The organism is Sorangium sp. So ce131 (assembly GCF_051519095.1).
GTDB lineage: Bacteria > Myxococcota_A > Polyangia > Polyangiales > Polyangiaceae > Sorangium.
In genome coordinates this window covers 202,407-224,096 of the sequence record NZ_CP150455.1, presented here as the reverse complement: position 1 = coordinate 224,096, position 21,690 = coordinate 202,407, and the positions used below count along the sequence as shown (strand labels likewise).

The window sequence follows — 21,690 nt, the reverse complement described above, 5'->3', positions numbered from 1 at the left end:
GTGTATGGGACAGATTGGTGGCGGGGACGGCGACCAGGAGTCCGAGGTCCCGCCGCTCCCGAACGACCCCTCCGCGATCGCCGCCGCCTGCGAGGCGAAGAGCGGTGTCCTTCACGTGGGCCTGACCAGGCTCCGCCGCCTCACGCGCGAACAGCTGAACAACGCCATTCGCGATCTGCTCGGCGTCGAGGGGCGCCCCGCCGACGCGCTCACGCCGGACGAGCGCATGGGGCCGTTTCACAGCAACGCCATCGCTCCGGTCACGGATCTCCTGGTCCAGCAGGCGGCGGAGCTCGCGGCGCGGGTGGCCTCGGAGGCCGAGGGGCGCATGGCCCAGATCGCGCCGTGCAGCCTCGCGGACGACGAGGGGACCTCGTGCGCGACCGAGCTCGTCGAGCGGCTCGGGCAGCGCGCGTACCGCCGCCCGCTGGAAGCGGACGAGATCCAGGGGCTCGTTTCGCTGTACGAGCTCGGCCGGCGATCGGGCGGAGCGTCGCGCGGCTTTCGCCTGATGATCGAGGGACTGCTGCAGTCGCCGTCGTTCCTGTACCACGCCGATGTCGGCGAGTCCGGCGTCCCCTCCGCGACCCCCGAGCCGGTGGACGGCTACGGCCTCGCCGCGCGGCTCTCGTTCTTCTTGTGGAACTCGATCCCCGACGCCGAGCTCGTCGATCTCGCCGCCGACAGCAGCCTGCTCGAGCGCGACGTGCTCGAAGGGCAGGTCGACCGCATGCTGCAGGACCCGAGGGCGGGCGCCACGATCGCGCTGTTCCACCGCCAGTGGCTCGGGCTCTCGGAGCTGCCCAAGGCGCAGAAGGATCACGCGATGTTCCCGGCGTTCGACGAGGAGATGGCGGACGCCATGCTGAACGAGAACGCCCGCTTCACGGATCACGTCGTGCGGCAGGGCGACGGCCTGCTCAGCACGCTGCTCAGCGCGGACTACACGTTCCCGGAGGGCCCCCTGTTCGACCTTTACGATATCGAGCCGCCGGACGGGTTCACGCCGGGAGACCAGGTGTCGCTCGATCCGAGCCGCCGCGCCGGGATCCTGACGCAGGCGGCGTTCCTCGCGCGCTGGTCTCACCACAACCAGACCTCCCCCATCCACCGCGGGATCGTCGTCCGTGAGAACCTCATGTGCCAGCCGCTCAGCCCCCCGCCGGCGAACGTCAACAACGTCCCCCCGCCGGTGGACGACGTGACCTCCACGCGCGAGCGGTTCGCCCAGCACGTGGCGGACCCCGGCTGCGCGGGCTGCCACCTGCGCATCGATCCGATCGGCCTCGGCTTCGAGCATTACGACGCCATCGGCAAGTACCGCACGACGGACGGCCTCGGCGAGGTGAACGCGGCGGGCGAGGTCACGAACGCACGCGAGGACCTCGCGGGTCCGTACTACGGCGGCGTGGAGCTCGCGAAGAAGCTCGCGGGGAGCTCGGAGGTGGCCGATTGCGTCGCGAACCAGTGGTTTCGCTTCGCCCTGGGCCGCATCGAGAGCACGGACGACGCTTGCTCGATCCAGACCGTCCACGACGAGTTCAAGGCGTCGGGCGGGAACATTCGGACCCTGTTGTCTCAGGTGGCGCTGAGCGACGCCTTCCGCCACGTGCGGCTCACCGCCAGCGAGGAGTGACCGTGATGAACCGTCGAACGCAACTCGGAACTTCACGCCGCCGCATGCTTCAGGCCCTCGGCCTCGGCGCCGGGGCGGCGGCGATGGGATCGCTGCTTCCGCTGATGAACGCCTCCGGGCAGGAGAAGGTGCGCCCGAAGCGACTCCTGCTCATCTTCCAGCCCGACGGCGCGCCGGCGCGGGACTGGAACAACGTGATCGACTGGAGGCCGCAGGGCTCGGAGAGCAGCTTCTCGCTGCACGCCATTCACGCGCCGCTCGAGCCCTGGAAGTCGAAGCTGGTGATCCCGTGGGGGCTCACGATGACGGCCGGCGGGGCCGGCGAGGCCCACGCCTTCGGCATGGCGGGGCTCTGGACGGCATCGACGCTGAACGGCCCGTCCTCCGGCGCGAACTTCGACGGCGGCAACGGAAACCGCACGGGCTGGGGGAGCGGCGCGTCCATCGACCAGATCATCGCCCGCGCCCACGGCAGCGGCATGCCGTACGAGCGCGCTCCGGACGACCCCCTGCAGGAGACGCCGTACCGCACCGTCGAGCTCGGTGTCCAGTGCCTGAATCCGAACAGCCTGAACCGGATGATCTACGCCGGCGAGAACTCTCCGATTCACCCCGAGACGAACGCCAGGGCCGCGTTCAATCGGCTGCTCGCCGGGGTGACGCCGACCGGCGAGGCGCCCGCGAGCGATCAGGGGGCGGAGCAGGAGCGGGCGGAGCGCAAGGCGCTCGTCGACCTGCTCAAGAACGATCTCACCAGGATCCGCCGGCGCGTGGGCAAGGAGGACTACCACAAGCTCGACGCGCACCTCGAGGGGCTGCTGGCCATGGAGCGCAGGCTGAACCAGGCGGCGCAGCCTGCCGACCCGGCGCTGAGCTGCGCGGTCCCGGAGGCGCCGGAGGAGACCAGCGGCCGCGGCTCGGAGTATCCGACGGAGGTCAGGAACATGATGGATATCGCGGTGGCCGCGTTCTCCTGCGACATCACGCGCGTCATGAGCCTCCAGCTCAGCTACGCCTTCAGCCATATCCTGCACTCGTGGCTCGGGCACACCAGCGATCACCACACCATGTCCCACGACGGGCAGGATCGACGCCGGGAGCTCCAGGAGATCGACGCCTGGTACTCGGAGCAGATCGCGTACCTGCTCGGGAGGCTCGACTCCGTGAGCGAGGGCGACGGCACGCTGCTCGACAACACGCTCGTCGTGGTGGGCAGGGAGCTCGGCAGCACGGCGCACCGCATGGAGCGTGTTCCTTTCGTGCTGGCGGGAGGCGCGCGCGGGGCCCTGAAGACCGGGCGTTACCTCGATTACGACCGGCAGGACCACGCCAAGCTCCTGGTCTCGATCGCCCAGCTCATGGGCCTCGAGACCAACAGCATCGGAAACCGCAAGCGCGATTCCGGCCCGCTCTCCGGCCTCGTCTGATCCGCCGGGCGCGCCGGGCGTCGAGGCCCGCCGAGCGCCGCTCCCGGCTCGCTTCGCCCTTGCGCCGCGGCGCCGCGTCACAGAAGATCGAGCAGCACATCCGACAGCGCCGGAACACCGGCGCCTGGCGCGCCCCACGCCGCCGAGGTGCTGGGCGAGCTGGGCCTGATCGAGGCCTTGCTGGCCGAGGGGGTGGCGACCCGGGAGCTTGTCTATTTCAACCGCTTCGGCCAGCGCATGTGGGGCGAGCCGCGCGGCCGCTTCGCCGGGCATGCCACGCCGCAGATCTCCCTGCACCGCGGCGCCCTGCAGGGCGTGCTGCTCGACGCCGCCACCCAACGGCTGGGCCCTGACCCCCCGCCGGGGCCGGACGGCCTCCAGAGGATCAACTGGGCCGCCGATCTCGCGTTCGCCAGGAGCCTGCGACCGCCATCGTCGCGGCCAATCGCCGCAACGGTCCGGAGCAGTGCCTGCAGATCGCCTATGAGCGCGCCCGACGGCTTCGACCGCATCGAGGACGTCTTCGCCCCCGGCGAGCTGGAGGCCATCGCCGCCCAGTACAGGGTGCTGACCGGCCTGAAGTCCACCTCGGAGCCCCTCGTGCGCTGACACACACGAGAGCCTCCGGCGCGCTCGCGGATTTCGGCGTGAGCGCCCCCTCGACCCGGTGAGCGCGAAGCCGGCGTTGCGGGGCGGCCGGAGCAGCCCTTGAGCCTGAGGGCGTTCCTTGGTAGGATCGGAGCGTATGTTTTCGGCGGGGTGCGCCGAGTTGCAATGACCAGCCTCTCCGTCGATCCCTTCACCTGGCGCCGCGCCGAGCTGCTCCAGCGCATCATCGACAGCCTGCCCGATCCCATTTTCGTCAAGAACCGGGCGCATCGCTGGGTCGCCGTCAACGAGGGGTATTGTAAGCTCATCGGGTACTCTCGGGAGGAGCTCATCGGCAAGGACGACAAGGGGTTCTGGCCCGCCGAGCAGGTCGAAGTCTTCTGGGAGCACGACGATCTCGTCGTGAACACGGGCGAGCCCGACGAGAACCAGGAGGTGGTCACCGGCGCCGACCGCGTCGAGCGGACGATGTGGACACGCAAGTACCCCATGCGCGACGACGCCGGGCAGGTGGTCGGGCTCTGCGGCATCATCACCGACATCACGAACATGAAGGGCAAGCTCGTCGCGGCCGAGCGGCTCGAGGCTGAGAATCGCGCGCAGCTCGGGATCATCGAGGCGCAGCGGACGCTGCTCGAGAAGCTCGCGGTGCCGGTCGTGCGCATCTGGCAGGGCGTCTTGCTCCTGCCGCTCGTCGGCGCGCTGAGCCAGGAGCGGGCGGCGCAGGTCACCGAGAGCGTCCTCGCCGCGATAAGCGACGCCTCCGCGCGTTTCGTGATCATCGACGTGACGGGCGTCCCGCTCGTCGACACCATGGCCGCCGAGGCCCTGTTGCGCACCGTGCAAGCCGCGGCATTGCTCGGCTGCGAGAGCGTGCTCGTCGGCATGGGCCCCGCCGCGGCGCAGACCCTGGTCGGGCTAGACGTCGACCTCGGTCGCATCACGACGCGCGGCAGCCTCGAGCGCGGGCTCGAGTATGCGCTCGGCCGCCTGTCCTACCGGATCGTCGCGGCGAGAGAGGCGTCCACCTCCGGGCAGCGGTGAACTTGCGGGCCCGTCCGCGCCCGGCCGGCGGGCAGGGTCCCAGCCGCAAGGAGGATTGAGCGAAGAGTTGGTCCGCGACCATTCCCGCCGCATTCGAAATCCTGGCCGTCGGCTGCGGCGGCGGCGACGACGAGCCTGCTCACGAGGCGCTCGGTCGGCTGCTCGGGCTGCGGGTGGGCACCGGAAGGGTGATGCCCGCTCTCAGACGCGGGCTGCAGAGGCGGCGTCCTGCTGCAAGCGAGCGATCAGCGTCACCAGCACATCGAACGACATCACGGCATTCGAGTGCATGGTGTGGAACACCCCGCCATCCACATCCAGAATCTGCGACCGCTCTGCCCAGAGGTTGGATGCGACGTCAGCAATGCGTTCGATCGCGATGGTCTTCCCCTCGATCGTGAGGTGGCCGCGGGTGAGTTCGATCCTCTGCATCGGATGGTCCATGTTACGGGAGGCGAACAGGGTTTTGGACAACGCCACGCTGTCGGGCAGCGCCCGGAAGCCGACCGATCCACCGGCCTGAAGCTCGCGGTAGAGCCGCTCCCCGCGCTGCTCTACATGGCGCATCCGCAACGTACGGCTCAGCTCGGCGTAGCGCGAGGTGCGTGCTCCAATGAAGACCCACGGCGCCTGTGGTGTCGCTCGGTAGCCGATACCGCCGAAGTAAAACGTGTAGAGATCCTCGATGTCGGCGTAGAAGTCGGTCCGGGTGCCTTTGCGCTCCCGAGCCTGGATCGCGTTCTGGTGCAGCACGAACACGGGCTGCGAGCCCACGACCCACCACGTGCCCAGCGCGATCACGACGCCCAGCGCGATCGCCCCGTAGCCGGCGCGATACAGCACCGACACATCCCCATCGAACCGCACCGTGCTGCCCGGCCCTGGTACCAGGGACAGCACCAAGGCGCCCGCACCGGCGAGCAGCGCTGCCAGAAACCATCCGGTAAAAAGAAGCGAACGGCTCTTGCCGTAGGTGCCGATCACATCGCCTGGATTGTGCATGCTTCCATCCCTAGGTGTCGACGGTATCACCGTTGCCCCAGTCGCTCCCGAACACGGCGCGCGTGCCGCTAGGGCTGGGCACGGTGTGCGGCTCGGCCCCTTCGAGGTGCCCTCCGCAATATTTCATGTCACGAGGAGCCCGATGGCGGCGTTGCCGCCGGGACCGGGATCGTAGACAGCCCCGCTCCAGGTGTCGTGACCGTTCACCATGCTCAGGGACGCGTGGCCGTACGGCTCCAGGCGCCGCCCGAGCAGAAGTCAAACGTCGTCACGACGTCCTTCGTCCCGGCGCCGACGTGGTAGCGGATGAGGTCCTTGCCGTCAACGTGGAACAGGACGTCGGGATCAGATGTGTGCGAGTACACCTGCCCGATGTCCGCCGGCGATCCGCCGAACGATGGTGGCGGCGGCGCGGCGACGGCACGTCGCTCTGATTCAGAACCAGCGCGCGAGCGCGTCGTCGAGCGACTTCGACGACGCGTCTGTCCACGCGATGCAGCCGTCGGGGCGGACGAGCATCGACGGGCCGTCGTTGGTGCGTGCGACGTGCACGTTGCGCGGGAGTGACCGTTCCGAAGGCGAGATGAAGAGGCCGCCGCCCTTCTCCATCAGCACGTAGAGCCGCTCTTCGCTGCCGCCTTCGAGCGTGAGGAGCTGGTCCTTCGCGAGCGTGCCGACGAGCGGGTCGTCGTCCCCGAGGTCGTAACGAACGCCGACGCCCGAGAGCATCTCGCCGAAGTAGCGGTTGCCTTCGGGCAGCTTCATCAGGTCGCTCACGATGGTGCGGAGCGCGCTCGTCAGCGGGTCAGGTCGCATGAGCGCGACTTGCGCGCGGGTATTTTCGAGGACGCGCGCGGCGACGGGATGGCGCTCGGCGGTGTACGAGTCGAGGAGATGCTCGCGCCCCTTCACCGCCACGGCGAGCTTCCAACCGAGGTTCGCGGCGTCGACGAGGCCGAGGTTCAAGCCTTGGCCGCCAAAGGGCGAGTGGACGTGCGCGGCGTCGCCGGCGAGAAAGACGCGGCCAGCTCGGTAGCTCGTCGCTTGCCGCGCGTGATCGGTCCAGCGCGTCGCCATCGTCATCGACAGGATCTTGACGTCGGTGCCGCTCACGCGCTGAATCGCCGCTTCGACCTCGGCTTGCGTGATCGGCGCATCCCGATGGGGCGGCGGCCCGTTGAACTCCGCCGTGAAGACGCGCCCCGGCGTCGGTCCGGACGCGACGAGGCCGCGCGGCGTTCGATGCCAACCCATCGCGAGCTTCTCGGGCGCATCGAGCTCGACGACAGCCTGATAGCCGGTGATTGTCGGATCCGTGCCGGGGAACTCGAAGCCGGCGAGCTTGCGGACGCGGCTCCGGCCGCCGTCGCAGCCGACGAGGTACTTCGCGCTCCGCGGGCCCGCGCTCGTCTGCGCGGTCACGCCGTCGTCGTCCTGCTCGAAGCCTTCCACCGTGATGCCGCGACGGATTTCGATCCCGAGCGCGGTCGCGCGCGCGCTCAGGATCCTCTCGAGCGCCTCTTGCGGCACGAGACGCATGTGGCGCTCCGGGTCGCGCTGGAGGTCTTGGTCAATCAAGAACATTCCAGAAAAATGGCCTCCTGGCCTCTTTATCGTTCCAGGTCCGAAGCGCGCCTTCAGCGCCGGCATCATCCGCGCCATGGCGGCACGGCGCTCGTCGTCGAGCGCACGCGCGAGCCCGCGTCGTTCCAGCGCCTCGGCTGCCACTGCGCCGACCCCGGCGGCCTTGATCGTGCGGTCGGGCTCCACGAGCCGCTCCAGCACGAGCGGCTTCACGCCCGCGATCGCGAGCTCGATCGAGAGGAAAAGCCCGACCGGGCCGGCGCCTACGATGACCACGTCGTGAGCCATGACCCAAATATTAGACTCGGTAAACATTTGCGCAAGTCAAATATTTGTCTTAGTCTAAGATTCGATCCATGGGCGAGCTCCGGGAAAGCAAGAAGCGCGAGACCAGGCAGCGGATCTCCGACGTCGCGACGGCGATGTTCTTCGCGCGCGGCTTCGACGCGGTGACGGTCGAGGAGATCGCCGCCGCCGCCCATGTCTCCAAGATGACGGTGTTCAACTACTTCGCGCGCAAGGAGGACCTCCTCTTCGATCGCGAGGACGAGGTGAAGCGGCTCTTACGCGAGGCGATCGGCGAGAGGCCGCAAGGGCAGTCGCCGATCGACGCGCTCCGCCGCCTCGTCGACAGGCTGTGCGAGCAGAAACATCCGTTCGCTCGCATCGACAGCCAGACGGTCGGCTGGTGGCACGTCGTCGCGGCGAGCCCGTCGCTCAAGGCGCGCCTCCGCGAGATCGGGGATGAGACGGTCGAGGCGCTCGCGATCGAGCTCGCTGGTCCGGAGCCCGATGGCATCGCGCGGCTCGTCGCCGGCATGGTCGTGCTGACGTGGCGCACGGCGTACGGCGAAGCCATCCGCGTGTTCGAGCGCGGAGGCTCGGCGAAGAAGGCGAACGCTGCGTTCATCGCGTTGATCGATCGCGGTTTTGCGGCCATTCACGGAACGGCGGCGAGCACGCGCTTTGCCCACGCGCCGGCGCGCAGCGGATCGCGAGCCACATCATGATCGACGGGCTGGGCAAGGGCACGATGCCCCTCTCGTCGAGCTTCGCGCTGCTCGGTCAGCGGTGCGTGGTCGACTCGCGCGTGGCGGGATTCCTGGCACGCTGAAGCCAGCGTCTTTCCGTGCGGCGGCTCAGAGGATCAGGACCGCGCGGATCCCCGAAAGCCCGCTCGCGGCGCGGCGGAAGCTCCTGCCGGCGTCCTCGGACCAGAACACCTCGCCGCTCGTGGTCCCGTACGCCACCCTCGTGTAGATCGAGTCCAGGCAGCCGGTGTCGATGTTGTCGTCGTGCCACTCGGGCACGCCCTCGCGGACGCGCTCGAACACGACGGCGCGCGGCGCGCCGAGCGGACGGCGGTAGAGGGCGGCCTCCTTGCCGCTCGGGCCGTGCGAGCAGGACACCAGCACCGTGCCGTCCGCGACCGTCACGGCGCGGCAGTAGCTGGCGTGCATTCCCTCGGTGAAGTACTCCCAGGTGCGGCCGTGGTCCGCGCTCGCGGCCAGCCCCTGCATCCCTGTGGCCGCGACGACGCGCGCGCGGGACGACGGCGGGACGACCACCTGGTGGACGTCCACGTCGACGGGCAGCGTGGGGAGGAAGCTCTGGCCCTCGTCGTCGGAGCGCACGACGCCGCCCACGTGCACGTTGACGTACAGCGTCCCGTCGGCGCTCGACGCGATCGAACGGACGTCCGGCGGGCCTCCCCAGGGTGTGCCCCAGGTCTCCCGCCCCTCGACGGACTCGAACGGCTGGACCAGGTGCAGCTCCCCCTCCTGGAGCCGGAGCAGGTGCGCCCCGGCCGCGCCCGCGAGGAGCACGTCGCTCCAGGGATGCAGGCAGCGGAGATCCGGCGCCTGCGACGCCGCGACCAGCGCCGTGGCGAGCCCCTCCTCGTCGCGCTCGACGCGCCAGATCTCGCGGCCGTCGACCAGGGCCCAGATCGCCCCGTCGCCGTCGGCGAGCGCGCCGCCTCGCGCGAGCGCGTGGATGGAACGTCCCTGGAAGGCGTCCGCCGGTGCCCGGCCTGCTCCGCTCGACCCGGACGGTGGTGCGGCGATGACGTGGATGCCGTCCTCTGTTCCCACCAGGATCGCGCTCATGGGTGACCTCCTTCGCTCGTTCCGTTCCATGCGCGCGAGCAGCCGGAAACCACGGAGCAACGTCGACCCGAGCGGCGGCGCGCGCCCTGGCGGGTACCTTGGCGAGGCGCACGGCCGCGTCAAGGTACCCTGCGGCGCGATCGTGTCTCGCGATCTCGCGCCTGCGCTGGCCTCGGGGGGAACACCAGAGATAACTTTCCACCTCACGCCGGCGAGGGTGGACCTGCGAGGGTGAGCCTTCCCAGCGGCGACAGTGAGCCTTCCCGAGCACCGCCGTGTTCGTCCTCGGTGCGGGAACCCTCGCAGCGTCGTGGTGTCGCTCCCGTTGCATGGTCACCGGCCGCACTCCATCACGCCCGCGCCGTCCAGCCGTTCGGCCGGCGCCCACGGCCGCCCTGGCGCCCTCCCCTCGCCTCGCCGGCGCCGTCCTCGTGGGCAGCCTCGCCGGCGCGGCGCTGCTGCTCGGCGCCGCGGGCGCCCGGGCCGACGGCCTCGACGCCGTCGAGGGCACCCACACGACTGCCCTCGTCGAAAAGGCACATCACATCGCGCTCCGCCTCGACCGCGGGCACGCCGAGCTCGTCGTGCAGCGCACCGTCCACAACGGCGGCGCTCGCGGTGATCAGGCCGTTTTCCTCCTGAATCTACCGCAAGGTGCGGTCGGTACCGGGCTCGCGTCGCTGGGCATCAAGAGCGGACAGCCGTTCTGGTTCCGCGGAGACCTCATGGCGGCCGACGCCGCGGCCGCGAGGTACCAAGGGCTCGCCGGCAGCACGGGGGCGCAACCCTCCGGCGATTCGGCGCTCCTCTCGTGGCGGTCGCAGGGGTTCCTTGCGCTTCAGGTCTTCCCGTGCGCGCCCGGCCAGCCGAAGACCGTCGAGTACACCCTCCGCATGCCCACGACCTACCGCGAGGGCCGCCATCACCTCACCCTTCCGCGCGTCGGGACCGAGACCCTCGCCGCCACCGTCGTGGTCTCGGCGGCGCGGCCGGGGGATCACCTCTTCCTCGACGGCAAACCCATCTCGCCCGGAACCACCTTCCAGCTCGCGCAGGACGAGACCGATCTCGCCCTCGCCCCTCGACCGTCACTCGCCCTCGACGGCGCCTTCTCCTCGTCGCTCCTCGGCAGCGGGCGCGAGCTCGTCGCCCTCCGCATCGACGCCCCGGCGCGCCTCTCCGAGCCGCCGCGCAACGCGCGGGTCGTCGTCCTGCTCGACGCCTCGCGCTCGCTCCGCGAGAGCGAGGGTGCCGCCGCCCTCGCCGCGGCCAGGGCCTACCTCGCCCATCTCGACGGCTCCCTCGTCGAGGTCCTCACCTTCGACCGCGAGGTCCACGCGCGCCACGGCCGCTTCGTGCCCGCCGCGCGCGCGCTCGCCGACCTCGACAAGCTCGTCCTCCACCGCAAGAACGGCAGCCGCATCGACGGCGCCCTCGCCCGCGCCGACGCCCTGCTCGCCGCGACGCCCGCGGGGCTACCTCGCCGCATCCTCGCCCTTACGGATTTGCACACCCGCTCCGCGCTCACCCCGGCGCGCCTCGGCGCCATCCTCAGGAGCGGCGCCGTCGTGCACGTCGGCCTCCCCGCCGCGGGCTCGCCGGGCCTCACGCGCGACGAGGGGAGTCCCTTCGTCGCCCCGGTGCGCGCGACCGGAGGCCTCGTCTGGACGGCGCGCGCGAGCGACAGGCCCGGAGACGCCAGCGAGATGCGCCGCGTTTACGAGGAGTGGGTTCGCCCGCTCCGCATCGATCACCTGGACGTGCAGCTGCCCGGACTCGACGGTTCAGAGCTAGATTTCGGCGAGCAGCTGCCCGAAGGAAAGGGCCTGGAGCTCCTTCGCCTGCACGGCGACCACGTTGCGCGAGCAGTGCTGACGGGGGAGCTCTGGGCGCGGCCCGTGCGGCGCGTGTTCACGGCGGACCAGGCCCACGGCCGGCTCTGGTCCGCGCTCGTGTTCGGCACGGAGCTGTTCGATTCGCTCACCGAGCCGGAGATGACCGTCCTCGCCTTCCGCGGAGGGGCGGTGTCGCCCGTGACGAGTTATGTCGCGAGCGCGCCCGGGGAGCGCCCCATGGACGTGGGTCTTGGGGGAGGAGGGATGGGGTACGGGTCCAGCAGCTGCCGGATGACCGGGATCGGTCATGGAGGGCCGACGGGGAGCGGGAACCCGTTCGACCACCGAGCGTTCCTGCGCGCGGCGCTGGAGAAGGCGTTTGGTGAATGCCCTGCGGGACCGGCGAGCGCGCGCGTCACGATCGAGACCACGATCGATGAGGTGATCGATGTTCCGTCGGTCAAGGTCGTTGGCAAAGAGGTGGTGGCGGTGCGCGAATGCCTGGCCGAGGCGGCGTGGGGGCTCGCGTTGCCGCTCGATTTCAGGGAACGATTCGCTCGGTATGAGATCGAGGTCTCGCGCTGAGCTGGGCTCATGGATGCGCGCCGTCGGCTCGCGCTCGCGATGGGAACCCACGCATCGCAATGCTGTCACTCCACCTTGAATGCCCCCCCGAACGCCATCTCCCCCTCCATCTCTCCCTTCCCTCCGCGCGCGCTCCTTCCTCGCCGGGGTTCTCGCCAGCGCTGCGCTCCACCTCGGCCCCGCAATCGCCCTCGCCGACACGGTCGAGGGCACCCGCTCCGAAGCCCTCGTCGAAAAGGAACACCGCATCGCGCTGCGCCTCGACCGCGGGCACGCCGAGCTCGTCGTCCAGCGCACGGTCCACAACGGCGGTCCCCGCCACGATCAGGCCGTCTTCATGCTGGATCTCCCGCAAGGCGCGGTCGCGACCGGCCTCGCCTCGCTCGGCCTCAAGAACGGACAGCCGTTCTGGTTCCGCGGAGACCTCATGGAGGCCGAGGCCGCCGCCGAGAAGTACCGCGAGCTGACCGGAATCGGAGGCTTCTACCCCAAAGATCCCGCGCTCCTCTCATGGCGCTCGCAGGACACCCTCGCCCTCCAGGTCTTCCCGTGCGCGCCCGGCCAGCCGAAGACCGTCGAGTACACCCTCCGCATGCCCACGGCCTACCGCGAGGGCCGCCATCACCTCACCCTTCCGCGCGTCGGGACCGAGACCCTCGCCGCCACCGTCGTGGTCTCGGCGGCGCGGCCGGGGGATCGCCTCTTCCTCGACGGCAAATCCATCTCGCCCGGCACCACCTTCCAGCTCGCGCAGGACGAGACCGATCTCGCCCTCGCCCCTCGACCTTCACTGGCCCTCGACGGCGCCTTCTCCTCGTCGCCCCTCGGCAGCGGGCGCGAGCTCGTCGCCCTCCGCATCGACGCCCCGGCGCGCCTCGCCGAGCCGCCGCGCAACGCGCGGGTCGTCGTCCTGCTCGACGCCTCGCGCTCGCTCCACGAGAGCGAGGGCGCCGCCGCCCTCGCCGCGGCCAGGGCCTACCTCGCCCATCTCGACGGCTCCCTCGTCGAGGTCCTCACCTTCGACCGCGAGGTCCACGCGCGCCACGGCCGCTTCGTGCCCGCCGCGCGCGCGCTCGCCGACCTCGACAAGCTCGTCCTCCACCGCAAGAACGGCAGCCGCATCGACGACGCCCTCGCCCGCGCCGACGCCCTGCTCGCCGCAACCCCCGCCGGCCTCCCGCGCCGCATCCTCGCCCTCACCGATCTCCACACCCGCTCCGCGCTCACCCCGGCGCGCCTCGGCGCCGTCCTCAAGAGCGGCGCCGTCGTGCACGTGGGCCTCCCCTCCCCTGGCTCGCCCGACCTCGCGCGCGACGACGAGCACCCCTTCGCCGTCCCGGTGCGCGCGACCGGAGGGCTCGTCTGGACCGCCAACGCGAGTGAGAGGCCCGAAGAGGCAGCCGACATGCGCCGCGTCTACGAGGAATGGGTTCGCCCTCTCCGCATCGATCACCTGGACGTGCGGCTGCCCGGGCTCGACCCCTCGGAGCTCGGCTTCGACGAGCAGCTGCCCGAGGGCGAAGGCCTCGAGTTCCGCGGCCTCCACGAGGCGCCAGTCGCGGAAGTGGTGCTGACGGGCGAGCTCTGGGCGCGCCCTGTCCGGCGCGTGTTCACGCCGGACCAAAGCCACGGCCGGCTCTGGTCCGCGCTCGTGTTCGGCACGGAGCTGCTCGATTCGCTCACCGAGCCGGAGATGACCGTGCTCGCCTTCCGCGGCGGGGCCGTCTCCCCCGTGACGAGTTACCTCGCGATCGAGCCGGGCGTGCGCCCCTCGACCGAGGGCCTCGACTGGAGCGGCTCCGGCATGGGCTTCGGCAGCGGCAGCGGGCGCCTCTACGGCAGCGCCATCGGCCGAGGAGCCAGCGACGGCTTCGACCGCCCCGGCTTCCTCCGCGCCGCGCTGGGCCAGGCGTTCGCGCGCTGCCCTGCGGGCCCGGCGAGCGCGCGTGTCACCCTCGAGACCACCGTCGACGAGGTGGTCGACGTCCCCTCGGTCACGCTCGCGGGCAGCGACGACGCGGCCGCGGCGCCCGTCCGCCGGTGCCTCGAGGACGCGGCGTGGGACCTCGACCTCCCGGGCGCCTTCCGGCAGACGTTTGCCCGCTACGAGGTCGAGCTCTCCCGCTGAGCGGCGCGCGCGCGTTCATACGAGGTCGAGCTCTCCCGCTGAGCGGCGCGGCGCGCGTGCTCAGTCGAGCCCGGTGTTCTCCGGCGCCCCCAGCATCAGGTTCAGGTTCTGCACCGCGGCGCCCGAGGCGCCTTTGCCGAGGTTGTCGAGGCGCGCCACGAGCAGGAGCTGGTCCGCATTGCCGAACACGAACAGATCGAGCCGGTTCGTGTCGTTGCACGCGACGGAGCTCAGGTACCCGTCCTCCAGCGCGCCCTCGCCGCCGAGCGGCATCACCCGGATGAACGTCTCGCCGGCGTAATGGGACGTGTAGAGCTCGTGCACCGCCTGCGGCGTCACGGGCCGGCTCAGGGCGTCGACGAACAGGGGCACGGAGACGAGCATGCCCTTGTAGAAATCGGCCACCACCGGCTCGAAGTGGGGCGCCCTGTCGAGCCCGGCGAGGCTGCGCATCTCCGGCAGGTGCTTGTGCTTCAGGGTGAGCGCGTAGGGGCGTGGCCCGCGGAGCTCCTCGCGTCGGGCGCCCTGGGCCTGCTCGTAGGTCTGGATCAGCTTGCGCCCGGCGCCGCTGTAGCCGGTGAGCGATTGCGCGACGAGGCGGGCGTCCCTGGGGACGATGCCCTGCTCGACGAGCGGGTAGACGATGGCCAGGAACCCCGTCGCGTGGCAGCCGGGGTTGGCGACGCGCCGCGCGCTCCGGATCGCCTCGCGCTGCCCGCGGCGGAGCTCCGGGAAGCCGTACACCCAGCCGTCGGCGGTGCGGTGCGCCGTGCTCGGATCGATCACGCGCGTCCGCGGGTTGTCGATCATCCCGATGGACTCGCGCGCGGCGTCGTCGGGCAGGCACGTGATGAGCAGGTCCGCCTCGTTGATCAGCGCGCGGCGAGCCGCCGGATCCTTGCGTCGCTCCGGGTCGATCTCGAGCAGCTGGAGGTCGCTACGCCCCGAAAGCCGCTCCCGGATCTGGAGCCCCGTCGTCCCTTCCTGCCCGTCGATGAACACCCGATGCATGGCGGCCCTGTCCATACGCCGAGTTCGTCCGAGCGACCAGCGGTTCGCGCGGGCCGGAGCGGCGGGCGCCGGATCGGGGCGGGGATCCGCGGCGGCGCGGGCCGCGCGTCGCTCCTGGTCAGGTGGCGGCGGTCCGGGAGGCCGCCCGCTCCTCGGCGCGTGTTCGCCTCCGCCGACGAGCCCGATCCCGCCTTGCGGCGCTCCGTGTGTGACGCCTGCTTGTCGACGCGCGCTCGCCGGCGCAACCGGTGGCGCCGCCGCTCGAATAAGCTTGACGGTTCAAGGCGCCGCGACGCGTGCGGCGGGCGGCGCGCCGTGGTCGCCGGACGCGCCCGAGGACGTCATCAGGGGGAACATCGAGGCGCTCTCGCGCGACGTCGCGGGCTCGATGACTGCGGCAGCCTCTACGATGATACAGACCAGAGCGGCAGCGGGCAGCGCGCGAGCGGTTCACATGCGCATGTGAATCCGTTGGTAGTGGTCAATTTTGACCAATCAGATCGCCATCGCCTCGACTGTCCTCGGGCGACGCCTTCGGCCATCACCCGAGAAGATCCGCTTCCGCCCGCGAAACCGCCACGTTTTCACGGCATTTTTCGCACGTGGGCTGCCTGCGTTCTGGAGGTCCCATTGTGCGGATCAGTTCCCTTGAGCAGGCGATCGCTGGCACTGGAGCGCCGATGCTCCTCGTGTGCCCGTGCGGGATGCCAAGGTGTGGCCATCCGCGTGTCGCGTGCCACGCGCCGTCATTGGCCTGCACACAGAAAGGCATCGGGTCGAATGTGGGCAGCGTCGACAACTCGGGGTCGAGGGGGTCGCGGAGGAGTTCGTCCCAGGCGTTGGGCATGTCCGATCCTACACCGGAGCCGTGCCGCCCGCTGGCGCTCGCGACCGACGACGCGAAAGACCCTTCAAACAGGCTGCTATCGCGCATGCGCGCTAGGACAACCCGTGTCCTAGCTGCGCCGAAACCCCAGGAAAACAAGGCGTTTCGCGCTATATTGCAGGGTGCTTAGCAAAGCGCCCTGCCCCCGGCTGGTCCCCGGAAGCAGGGCTGCGGAACACCGGACGGTGGCCCGTCCAGCGCACTTCGCACGCGCATCATGGGCCGTCGCTCGGAGAGAGGCAAGGCCCTGCATGGCGCACGTGCTGCCACTGGCGAAGCGCGTCGAGGTCGTGGCTCATCTTGTCGAGGGGGCGGGCATCCGGCCCACGTCGCGGCTCACCGATGTGAGCAAGCCCGCGATCCTGTCGCTGCTGCTCCGCGTCGGCGACGGCTGCGCGGCGCTCCACAACCGGCTCGTGCGCGACGTCGACTGCCGGACGGTCCAGGTCGACGAAATCTGGAGCTACGTCCAGAAGAAGCAGGCGCGCGTCCAGCTGGGCGACTCGCCGGAGGTCGGCGAGGCCTACGTCTTCGTCGGCATGGCGAGCACGTCCAAGATCGTGATCTCCTACCGCATCGGCAAGCGTGACGAGGAGAACACCCGCGCCTTCATCGCGGACCTCCGCAGCCGGCTGGTGACTATGCCACAGCTCTACAGCGACGGATGGCAGCCCTACATCGCCGCGGTCGGCGACTCGTTCGCGGGCGCCGTGGACTACGCGCAGGTGGTCAAGAACTACCGCGCCGGCAGCCGCGGTCGCCGAGACGACGATCACCGCTACGAGCCCCCTCGCGACCCGTTCATCACCCGCACGCCCGTCTTCGGCGTGCCCGACGTGAAGCGCGCCAGCACGAGCCACGTTGAGCGGCAGAACCTCACCATCCGCATGCACATCCGCTGCTTCACCCGGCTGTGCAACGGGTTCAGCAAGCGCTTCCCGCACCACAAGGCCGCCGTGGCGCTGCACATGGCGTTCTACAACTTCTGCCGCCCGCACGAGGCTCTGCGCGTCACGCCCGCGATGGAGGCCGGCATCGCCGATCGCGTCTGGAGCATCGAGGAGCTCGTGACCTTGGCGCTCGCCGAGTCGCCTGCGGACCCGCCGAAGCCGAAGGCGCTCCGCCTGCCCGAGGCGCCCGCGGGCGCGCCCACGGCGCCCGCCAGGGCCCTGCCGAACGGGCGCGGGTTCCTGCGCTTGGTCGGCACCGCCTCGGCTGCGCCTGTGGCGCCTACGCCGCCAGCGGCGGGCAGACCGGAGCCGGAGCCCCCGCCGCCGTCAGAGCCGCCAACAGCGTCGAGGCGCATGGTGCAGCTCTCGCTATTTCCAGCCGACGACCAGTAGTAACCGTCAGCGCAGACTGGTCGCATCAATTTATTGATGGCGATGATTTACCGGCCCAGAACGCGTGAATGTTAGTTTTATTCGTTCCTGCAAATCAGCTCGCGCGGCATCAGACAGTTCTGCAAGCTTGCGAGACTGTCCCAGCGCAACGTACTCGACCATCGTTAGGGCTTCTAGGTGAATTACACCTTCGTCTATGCGAGGATGACCGCGGAGTCTATCTTCCGCGGCCGACTCATAGTAGAATAGCCCGGGATTGCTATACACTTTTCCATTCAGCTCGATGGCACGATTCGATTTGAGCGCACGTAGAGCATCTTGATTCTTTGCGATATACCTAGGCACCTCACGAACTGGCGCAACAACCACGCCCTTTCTCTTTGGAGGAGTGCGAATTACAAGATCACAGCATGCGCTGATTAGCGCAACAATCTCGGTTCGCAATTCTATGCCAGTAACACGAACCGTAGTACTATTATTGCCAGATGAGACAGATACGTCCGGCTTTGCATAGGTAAGGAGGACTAGATCTCCTTGGCGAAAGCAAGGCCCAGGATCCCCTTCCTCAGGAACGGACCACTGCTCAGCGGGAACGTACATGCTAAAACTTCAGCTCGTCTGGTTCGAGATGCCAATCGAACTCTAGCGCGTCATGATGAGCCACCGGAATGGGCCCTGGTGTCGTCTCTTCCCACCCAAGCTGGACCAGCATCGCAGCAATGGCGCGCTCTTGCATGCTAACCGGCGTACAGAAGTGAACGACAGCCTCTCTCCATTTGCTGGAGAGTTTTCGACTTTCGTGCCCAGCTCCGCCATCAGCAACCTCATACGAGATCGTCGTTGGCATGGCGCTGTCTGTAGCGAAATAGCTCATTTGAACAACTCCAGCGTGGCAGGGGTTACGCTCTTGAAGAAGATGTCGTTCTTTACGTTGCGTAACGTCTCCAACTCAGACCACAGTTCATCGCTCTCTGGTTGTAGCTGAACCGGAGTTGATGTCTCGATGTCGAGTATCACAGGGACCTTTTCGGGTGTTACACCTTCCTCATCTATGGCCATGGTGACAATCGCAGAGGTCTTTCCGGACTGAAAACCAATGTGCATGAAGGCCCCTTTCAGGGCCTGAGGAAGGTCGTCCGCAATCCTAACGAACGTCTTGAAGTAATCGTCAAAATTACCGACAGGTCTCGGCAACTCGATGCGATTCACGGTCCGTATTGAAGCCCGTGTGATTCTTGTTGGGTTAGCTATCTGCACGTACTGCGACCATCTGACTTTTGCCTCGTCGCGCAGCCGCACCCAATCTTGATACGGCTTCAGTCGGCTACACGCAAAACCATCAAGGCGAGCCTGTACTACATACAGTTTATCAGCCGACCAAAATTGGTACCCGTTGACAACTCTCGATTCGGCTGAGAGCGCCTGCGCGGCCCCTGTGTCAATTTGTCCGCGCCATACAATAATGTTCTTCTTTTCTGGATACAACGGTCCCAGCAAATCCTGGAGCGAGGAGAGTCTCTCCACGGCGGTCCCGGCTGGCAGGTCGGCACGCAGGTCGACGATTGCCTCTGTGATGGGCGCGCCGGGCAGGTGAGGGTATCCCATGTCGTCTCGATTAGTGATAGCGCACAGCTAAGGCTAGAGATTTGTTGGGCACCACAGCTGGACATCCGTCCATACTGGAAATCTATAGGGACCGCTAGGCGGGCGCGTCTTGATGCGAAGCGTCACGCCGGCGGCGCTTGGGCCTAACTGACTGTGCGTGGCACTACGCTACCATCGATCGCACAAGTTTACCAGGGCTTGTCCAGAAGTTCTCCACAGACGTCCGAAGCACCAGATGTGGTGGTCGTAGCCGCTGCGCCTACTACATGTGGGTACCGACGTGCGTCGCGCCATTGCTCGAGGGGTGGCGCGCATGTCGTCCGGTCTCCTGGCGAGGTGGTTGTGACGGCGCGTCAGGCGGCGCGCCCCACGCTCTCGTCGGTCGTCTGCGCCATGACGACGATCTCGCGCAGCGACTCGCCTGGCGTGCGTGCTCAGCGGCGCCCGCTGGCCACCTTGCCGAGCGACGACGCGAGCGCTTCCAGCGCGCGCCTCGCCTTGTTCAGCAAGCCGTGGGCTTCCTCAATGGTTTCGCGCTCGTAGCGGCAGGTGGTCGCGCTGAAACCTCACCGCTGCGTACGCCAGGCGGTGTGCCTCCTCGGCGAGTCGCGTCGCCTCGGCGTGGAGCTTCGCGCGGACGTCACGCGCGCGCCTCGTGCGCTTGCCCCGCTTCATCGGCGCCACCTCCGAAGCTTCAGGGCCAGCATGGCGCGGGCGATGCGCAAGCGGCTCGCCGCGGTGAACGGACTCATGCCGCGCTGCGCGGCGTACGCGGAGAGCGTCTCCGGGGCGTCGACGGCCAAGAGGATCTCCTGATGCTCCGGCCTGAGCCGTTCGATCGCCCGGAGCAGGTCTCGCGCCTCTACCTGCGCGTCGAGGCTTGGACCAACGGACCCGCGAAGCAACCCGAGCGGCTCCGCGTGGAGGATGGCGCGGCGCACGTAGGCGCTCTCTAAGTACTTCGACGCTTGGCGCCATGCGATGCCGTGCAGCCACTTCCGGAGCGCATCGCGCGGCTTGTCCTTCGGATCCGGTCGGTACTTGCCGCGTCGCACCGATCGCCACGCGCCAAGGAAGACCTCTTGCTCCACGTCGGCGCGGTCGCGCTTCGGGGTGCCGGCGAGCGTGGACCGGACGATGCCGCGCTCGGCGAGGATCGCCTGCATCGTCGGTCGCCGTCGGGGATGTCGTGCGGCAGGCAGGCGCTTGGCCCCCTTCCGCGGTTTCGTCACCCGCTCCTCCCGCAGGTTGGGCAGACGGACGGGCCGGTAGGCCCCGGGGTGAGGACGCGCTCAAGGCTGAGACCAGCCAGCCGGGCGACGCGCAGGGCGAGGCCAGCGGACCCTGGCGTGTGCCCGTTCGCGCAGAAGCGCAGCGTGTCGACGGTGACGCCGATCTCGCGCGCCATCTCGGCCCACGTGCGCGTGCGGTTCAGGTTCTTGAGCGCGACGCGCAGGGCGGCGCTCTCGTCTCGGGTGAGGCAGACGGAGCCGCGGCGGCCTCGGGGCGCACCGCTCCCTTTGCCCAAATTCGGGCGTAGTTGTACAACAGACATGTCGGACCTCGTCGCTCGGGGTTCGGCCACGCTGCCCGGTGCGTTGGCGCGCACGCGGGCAGCACTTGCTTACGGCCGAACCTACGCGTCGAGATCCGCAGTCGCCACGCGAATCAGGCTATCTTGACCATTCAGGGCCAAAGTTGACCATTACCAATCCGTTCACATGCGCACGTGAATCCGTTGGTAGTGCTGCACTTTGGATCTGAGTGCTGCACTTTGACTCTGGGCCTCGCGCGATGGGCTAAGTTCGGCCGAAGCAGTGCTGCCCGCATGCGTTGGCGCGCACCGGGCAGCGTGGCCGTAAGCGCCCGACCAACGCCATCGTGACCACCCCAGCGGGGCCGGTTACCTGTCCCCATCGCGAAGGAGGAAGCGATGGCGACGAGGGCGGAGTGGGCCGAGCGGGTGGAGCGATGGGAGCGGAGCGGGTTGAGCGCCGAGAAGTTCGCGCGGCGCGAGGGATACTGGTGGCGCTGGAAGCTGCGGGCTGACGGGCCCTCGCCGCCATCGTCGACCGAGCCGCCGCGGTTCGTGCCTGTCCGCGTGGTGGCCGACGTCGCGCCGGTCATGGAACGCGGAGGCCCGCTCCGGGCGAACTGCGGCCCTTACTCCAGATCGGTGACGGCGAGCGTGAGCTCCATGTGGAGGACCATGGTGATGACATTGATGTTGTATGGATCGGCCGCGGCGAGGGGGGAAACGCTGGGGTTGGTTCGGGTGCCGGTCCCGGTCTCGGCGGACGCAGAGGGATGGAACAGGCCGGCCACCGACGCGCCGGCGCCGACCTCGACGACGGCGGAGACGCCGGCGAACGTGCGTGTCGTGGTGTCGGAGGTGATCTCGCCGGTGTTCCAGGTGATCGTGTCCGTGGTGATCGTCTCGATCAGCAAGGCGGTGCGCACGGGGGCATGGCCGCTGATCGACACGGTCCCCGAATGGATGTCGGGCCGCCCCGGCGCGGTGCAGCCTGACAGGGTAGCGGTGCCGGTGACCTCACCGCTGGCCGGATCGATCGTGATCTCCGCGCTGCTCGTGGTGCAGGTCGCCACGAGGGTGCCGGCGCGGGCGGCCGGAGGCGCTCCGACCACGCCTGCCACGATGAGCGCCACACTAGCAAACAACATGCCTACTGCTTTCTTCATTCCAGCACTCCACAAGCGATTAGAGCGACGTGAATCGGCCAGAGGCGGACGGATGCTCGAGCGCGAAGCGCGCTGGATTGGTCATGGCACCGGTCTGCTTCTGGACGAGGCGACGACTACTGTCACGGCCAGCCGAGCTTCGCCATGGGACCTTGGTCCCATAGACGATCCCTTCGCGCAGCGCCGA

Annotated in this window: 17 protein-coding genes and 1 pseudogene; 9 read left to right on the top strand and 9 right to left on the bottom strand. The window is 69.0% G+C overall.

The genetic code is table 11. From position 1 onward, the window contains the following. The first annotated feature begins 4 nt into the window (after window positions 1–4). The 4 genes from WMF43_RS00855 to WMF43_RS00840 all read left to right on the top strand — a co-directional run bounded on the left by WMF43_RS00855 (window position 5) and on the right by WMF43_RS00840 (window position 4,716). Window positions 5–1,636 (top strand): DUF1592 domain-containing protein, encoded by a 1,632-nt coding sequence (locus WMF43_RS00855; protein WP_437676698.1) that lies wholly within the window; start codon window positions 5–7, stop codon window positions 1,634–1,636. Between the two features lie 44 nt (window positions 1,637–1,680). After that, on the top strand, window positions 1,681–3,063 hold the full coding sequence (locus WMF43_RS00850) for a DUF1552 domain-containing protein (RefSeq protein ID WP_437676696.1): 1,383 nt from the start codon (window positions 1,681–1,683) through the stop codon (window positions 3,061–3,063). Window positions 3,064–3,210: 147 nt separating this feature from the next. Next, window positions 3,211–3,672: a hypothetical protein gene (locus WMF43_RS00845; protein ID WP_437676694.1), complete on the top strand. Its 462-nt coding sequence runs from the start codon at window positions 3,211–3,213 to the stop codon at window positions 3,670–3,672. Between the two features lie 165 nt (window positions 3,673–3,837). Further along, on the top strand, window positions 3,838–4,716 hold the full coding sequence (locus tag WMF43_RS00840; protein WP_437676692.1) for a PAS domain-containing protein: 879 nt from the start codon (window positions 3,838–3,840) through the stop codon (window positions 4,714–4,716). Between the two features lie 201 nt (window positions 4,717–4,917). Here the strand turns inward: WMF43_RS00840 and WMF43_RS00835 are convergent, their stop codons facing one another. The 3 genes from WMF43_RS00835 to WMF43_RS00825 form a co-directional block, all read right to left on the bottom strand. Beyond that, entirely contained in the window at window positions 4,918–5,718 is an 801-nt protein-coding gene (locus WMF43_RS00835; protein WP_437676691.1) for a hypothetical protein, read from the bottom strand. Window positions 5,719–5,930: 212 nt separating this feature from the next. After that, window positions 5,931–6,083 (bottom strand): hypothetical protein, encoded by a 153-nt coding sequence (locus WMF43_RS00830; protein WP_437676689.1) that lies wholly within the window; start codon window positions 6,081–6,083, stop codon window positions 5,931–5,933. Window positions 6,084–6,153: 70 nt separating this feature from the next. Then, the gene (locus WMF43_RS00825) at window positions 6,154–7,590 is read right to left on the bottom strand and encodes an FAD-dependent monooxygenase (protein WP_437676688.1); all 1,437 of its coding nucleotides are present in this window, start codon (window positions 7,588–7,590) and stop codon (window positions 6,154–6,156) included. A 68-nt stretch (window positions 7,591–7,658) separates the two neighbouring features. Between WMF43_RS00825 and WMF43_RS00820 the strand changes: the two genes are divergently transcribed. After that, entirely contained in the window at window positions 7,659–8,312 is a 654-nt protein-coding gene (locus WMF43_RS00820) for a TetR/AcrR family transcriptional regulator (protein WP_437676687.1), read from the top strand. Between the two features lie 129 nt (window positions 8,313–8,441). Here the strand turns inward: WMF43_RS00820 and WMF43_RS00815 are convergent, their stop codons facing one another. Continuing rightward, window positions 8,442–9,410 carry a WD40/YVTN/BNR-like repeat-containing protein gene (locus WMF43_RS00815; protein WP_437676685.1) on the bottom strand — a complete coding sequence of 323 codons (969 nt, stop codon included), beginning with the start codon at window positions 9,408–9,410 and terminating at the stop codon, window positions 8,442–8,444. 431 nt (window positions 9,411–9,841) lie between these two features. Here WMF43_RS00815 and WMF43_RS00810 point away from each other — a divergent pair, with 431 nt between their 5' ends. Both WMF43_RS00810 and WMF43_RS00805 read left to right on the top strand, forming a co-directional pair. Beyond that, window positions 9,842–11,830, top strand: coding sequence for a hypothetical protein (locus WMF43_RS00810; protein WP_437676683.1), 1,989 nt, complete (start codon window positions 9,842–9,844; stop codon window positions 11,828–11,830). A gap of 79 nt (window positions 11,831–11,909) precedes the next feature. After that, window positions 11,910–13,958: a hypothetical protein gene (locus WMF43_RS00805; protein WP_437676681.1), complete on the top strand. Its 2,049-nt coding sequence runs from the start codon at window positions 11,910–11,912 to the stop codon at window positions 13,956–13,958. A gap of 60 nt (window positions 13,959–14,018) precedes the next feature. On the opposite strand, the gene argC is transcribed toward WMF43_RS00805, so the two are convergent. Continuing rightward, entirely contained in the window at window positions 14,019–14,984 is a 966-nt protein-coding gene (gene argC / locus WMF43_RS00800) for an N-acetyl-gamma-glutamyl-phosphate reductase (protein ID WP_437676680.1), read from the bottom strand. Window positions 14,985–16,106: 1,122 nt separating this feature from the next. On the opposite strand from argC, the gene WMF43_RS00795 reads away from it, so the two are divergent. Then, window positions 16,107–17,198 (top strand): IS1 family transposase, encoded by a 1,092-nt coding sequence (locus tag WMF43_RS00795; protein ID WP_437676678.1) that lies wholly within the window; start codon window positions 16,107–16,109, stop codon window positions 17,196–17,198. 601 nt (window positions 17,199–17,799) lie between these two features. Here the strand turns inward: WMF43_RS00795 and WMF43_RS00790 are convergent. The 3 genes from WMF43_RS00790 to WMF43_RS00780 form a co-directional block, all read right to left on the bottom strand. Continuing rightward, window positions 17,800–18,072 (bottom strand): hypothetical protein, encoded by a 273-nt coding sequence (locus tag WMF43_RS00790; protein ID WP_437676676.1) that lies wholly within the window; start codon window positions 18,070–18,072, stop codon window positions 17,800–17,802. Further along, window positions 18,069–18,803, bottom strand: a complete 735-nt coding sequence (locus tag WMF43_RS00785) for a TIGR04255 family protein (RefSeq protein ID WP_437676674.1) — start codon at window positions 18,801–18,803, stop codon at window positions 18,069–18,071. The genes WMF43_RS00790 and WMF43_RS00785 overlap by 4 nt, the downstream gene beginning before the upstream one ends. 671 nt (window positions 18,804–19,474) lie before the next feature. Then, complete coding sequence (locus tag WMF43_RS00780; RefSeq protein ID WP_437676672.1) at window positions 19,475–19,969, bottom strand: RNA polymerase sigma factor; 495 nt, start codon at window positions 19,967–19,969, stop codon at window positions 19,475–19,477. 767 nt (window positions 19,970–20,736) lie between these two features. On the opposite strand from WMF43_RS00780, the pseudogene tnpA reads away from it, so the two are divergent. Next, a pseudogene (gene tnpA / locus WMF43_RS00775) lies at window positions 20,737–20,907 on the top strand (IS66 family insertion sequence element accessory protein TnpA); the annotation flags it as partial. Between the two features lie 59 nt (window positions 20,908–20,966). Here tnpA and WMF43_RS00770 read toward each other — a convergent pair. Continuing rightward, complete coding sequence (locus WMF43_RS00770; protein WP_437684280.1) at window positions 20,967–21,503, bottom strand: hypothetical protein; 537 nt, start codon at window positions 21,501–21,503, stop codon at window positions 20,967–20,969. Window positions 21,504–21,690: the final 187 nt, after the last annotated feature.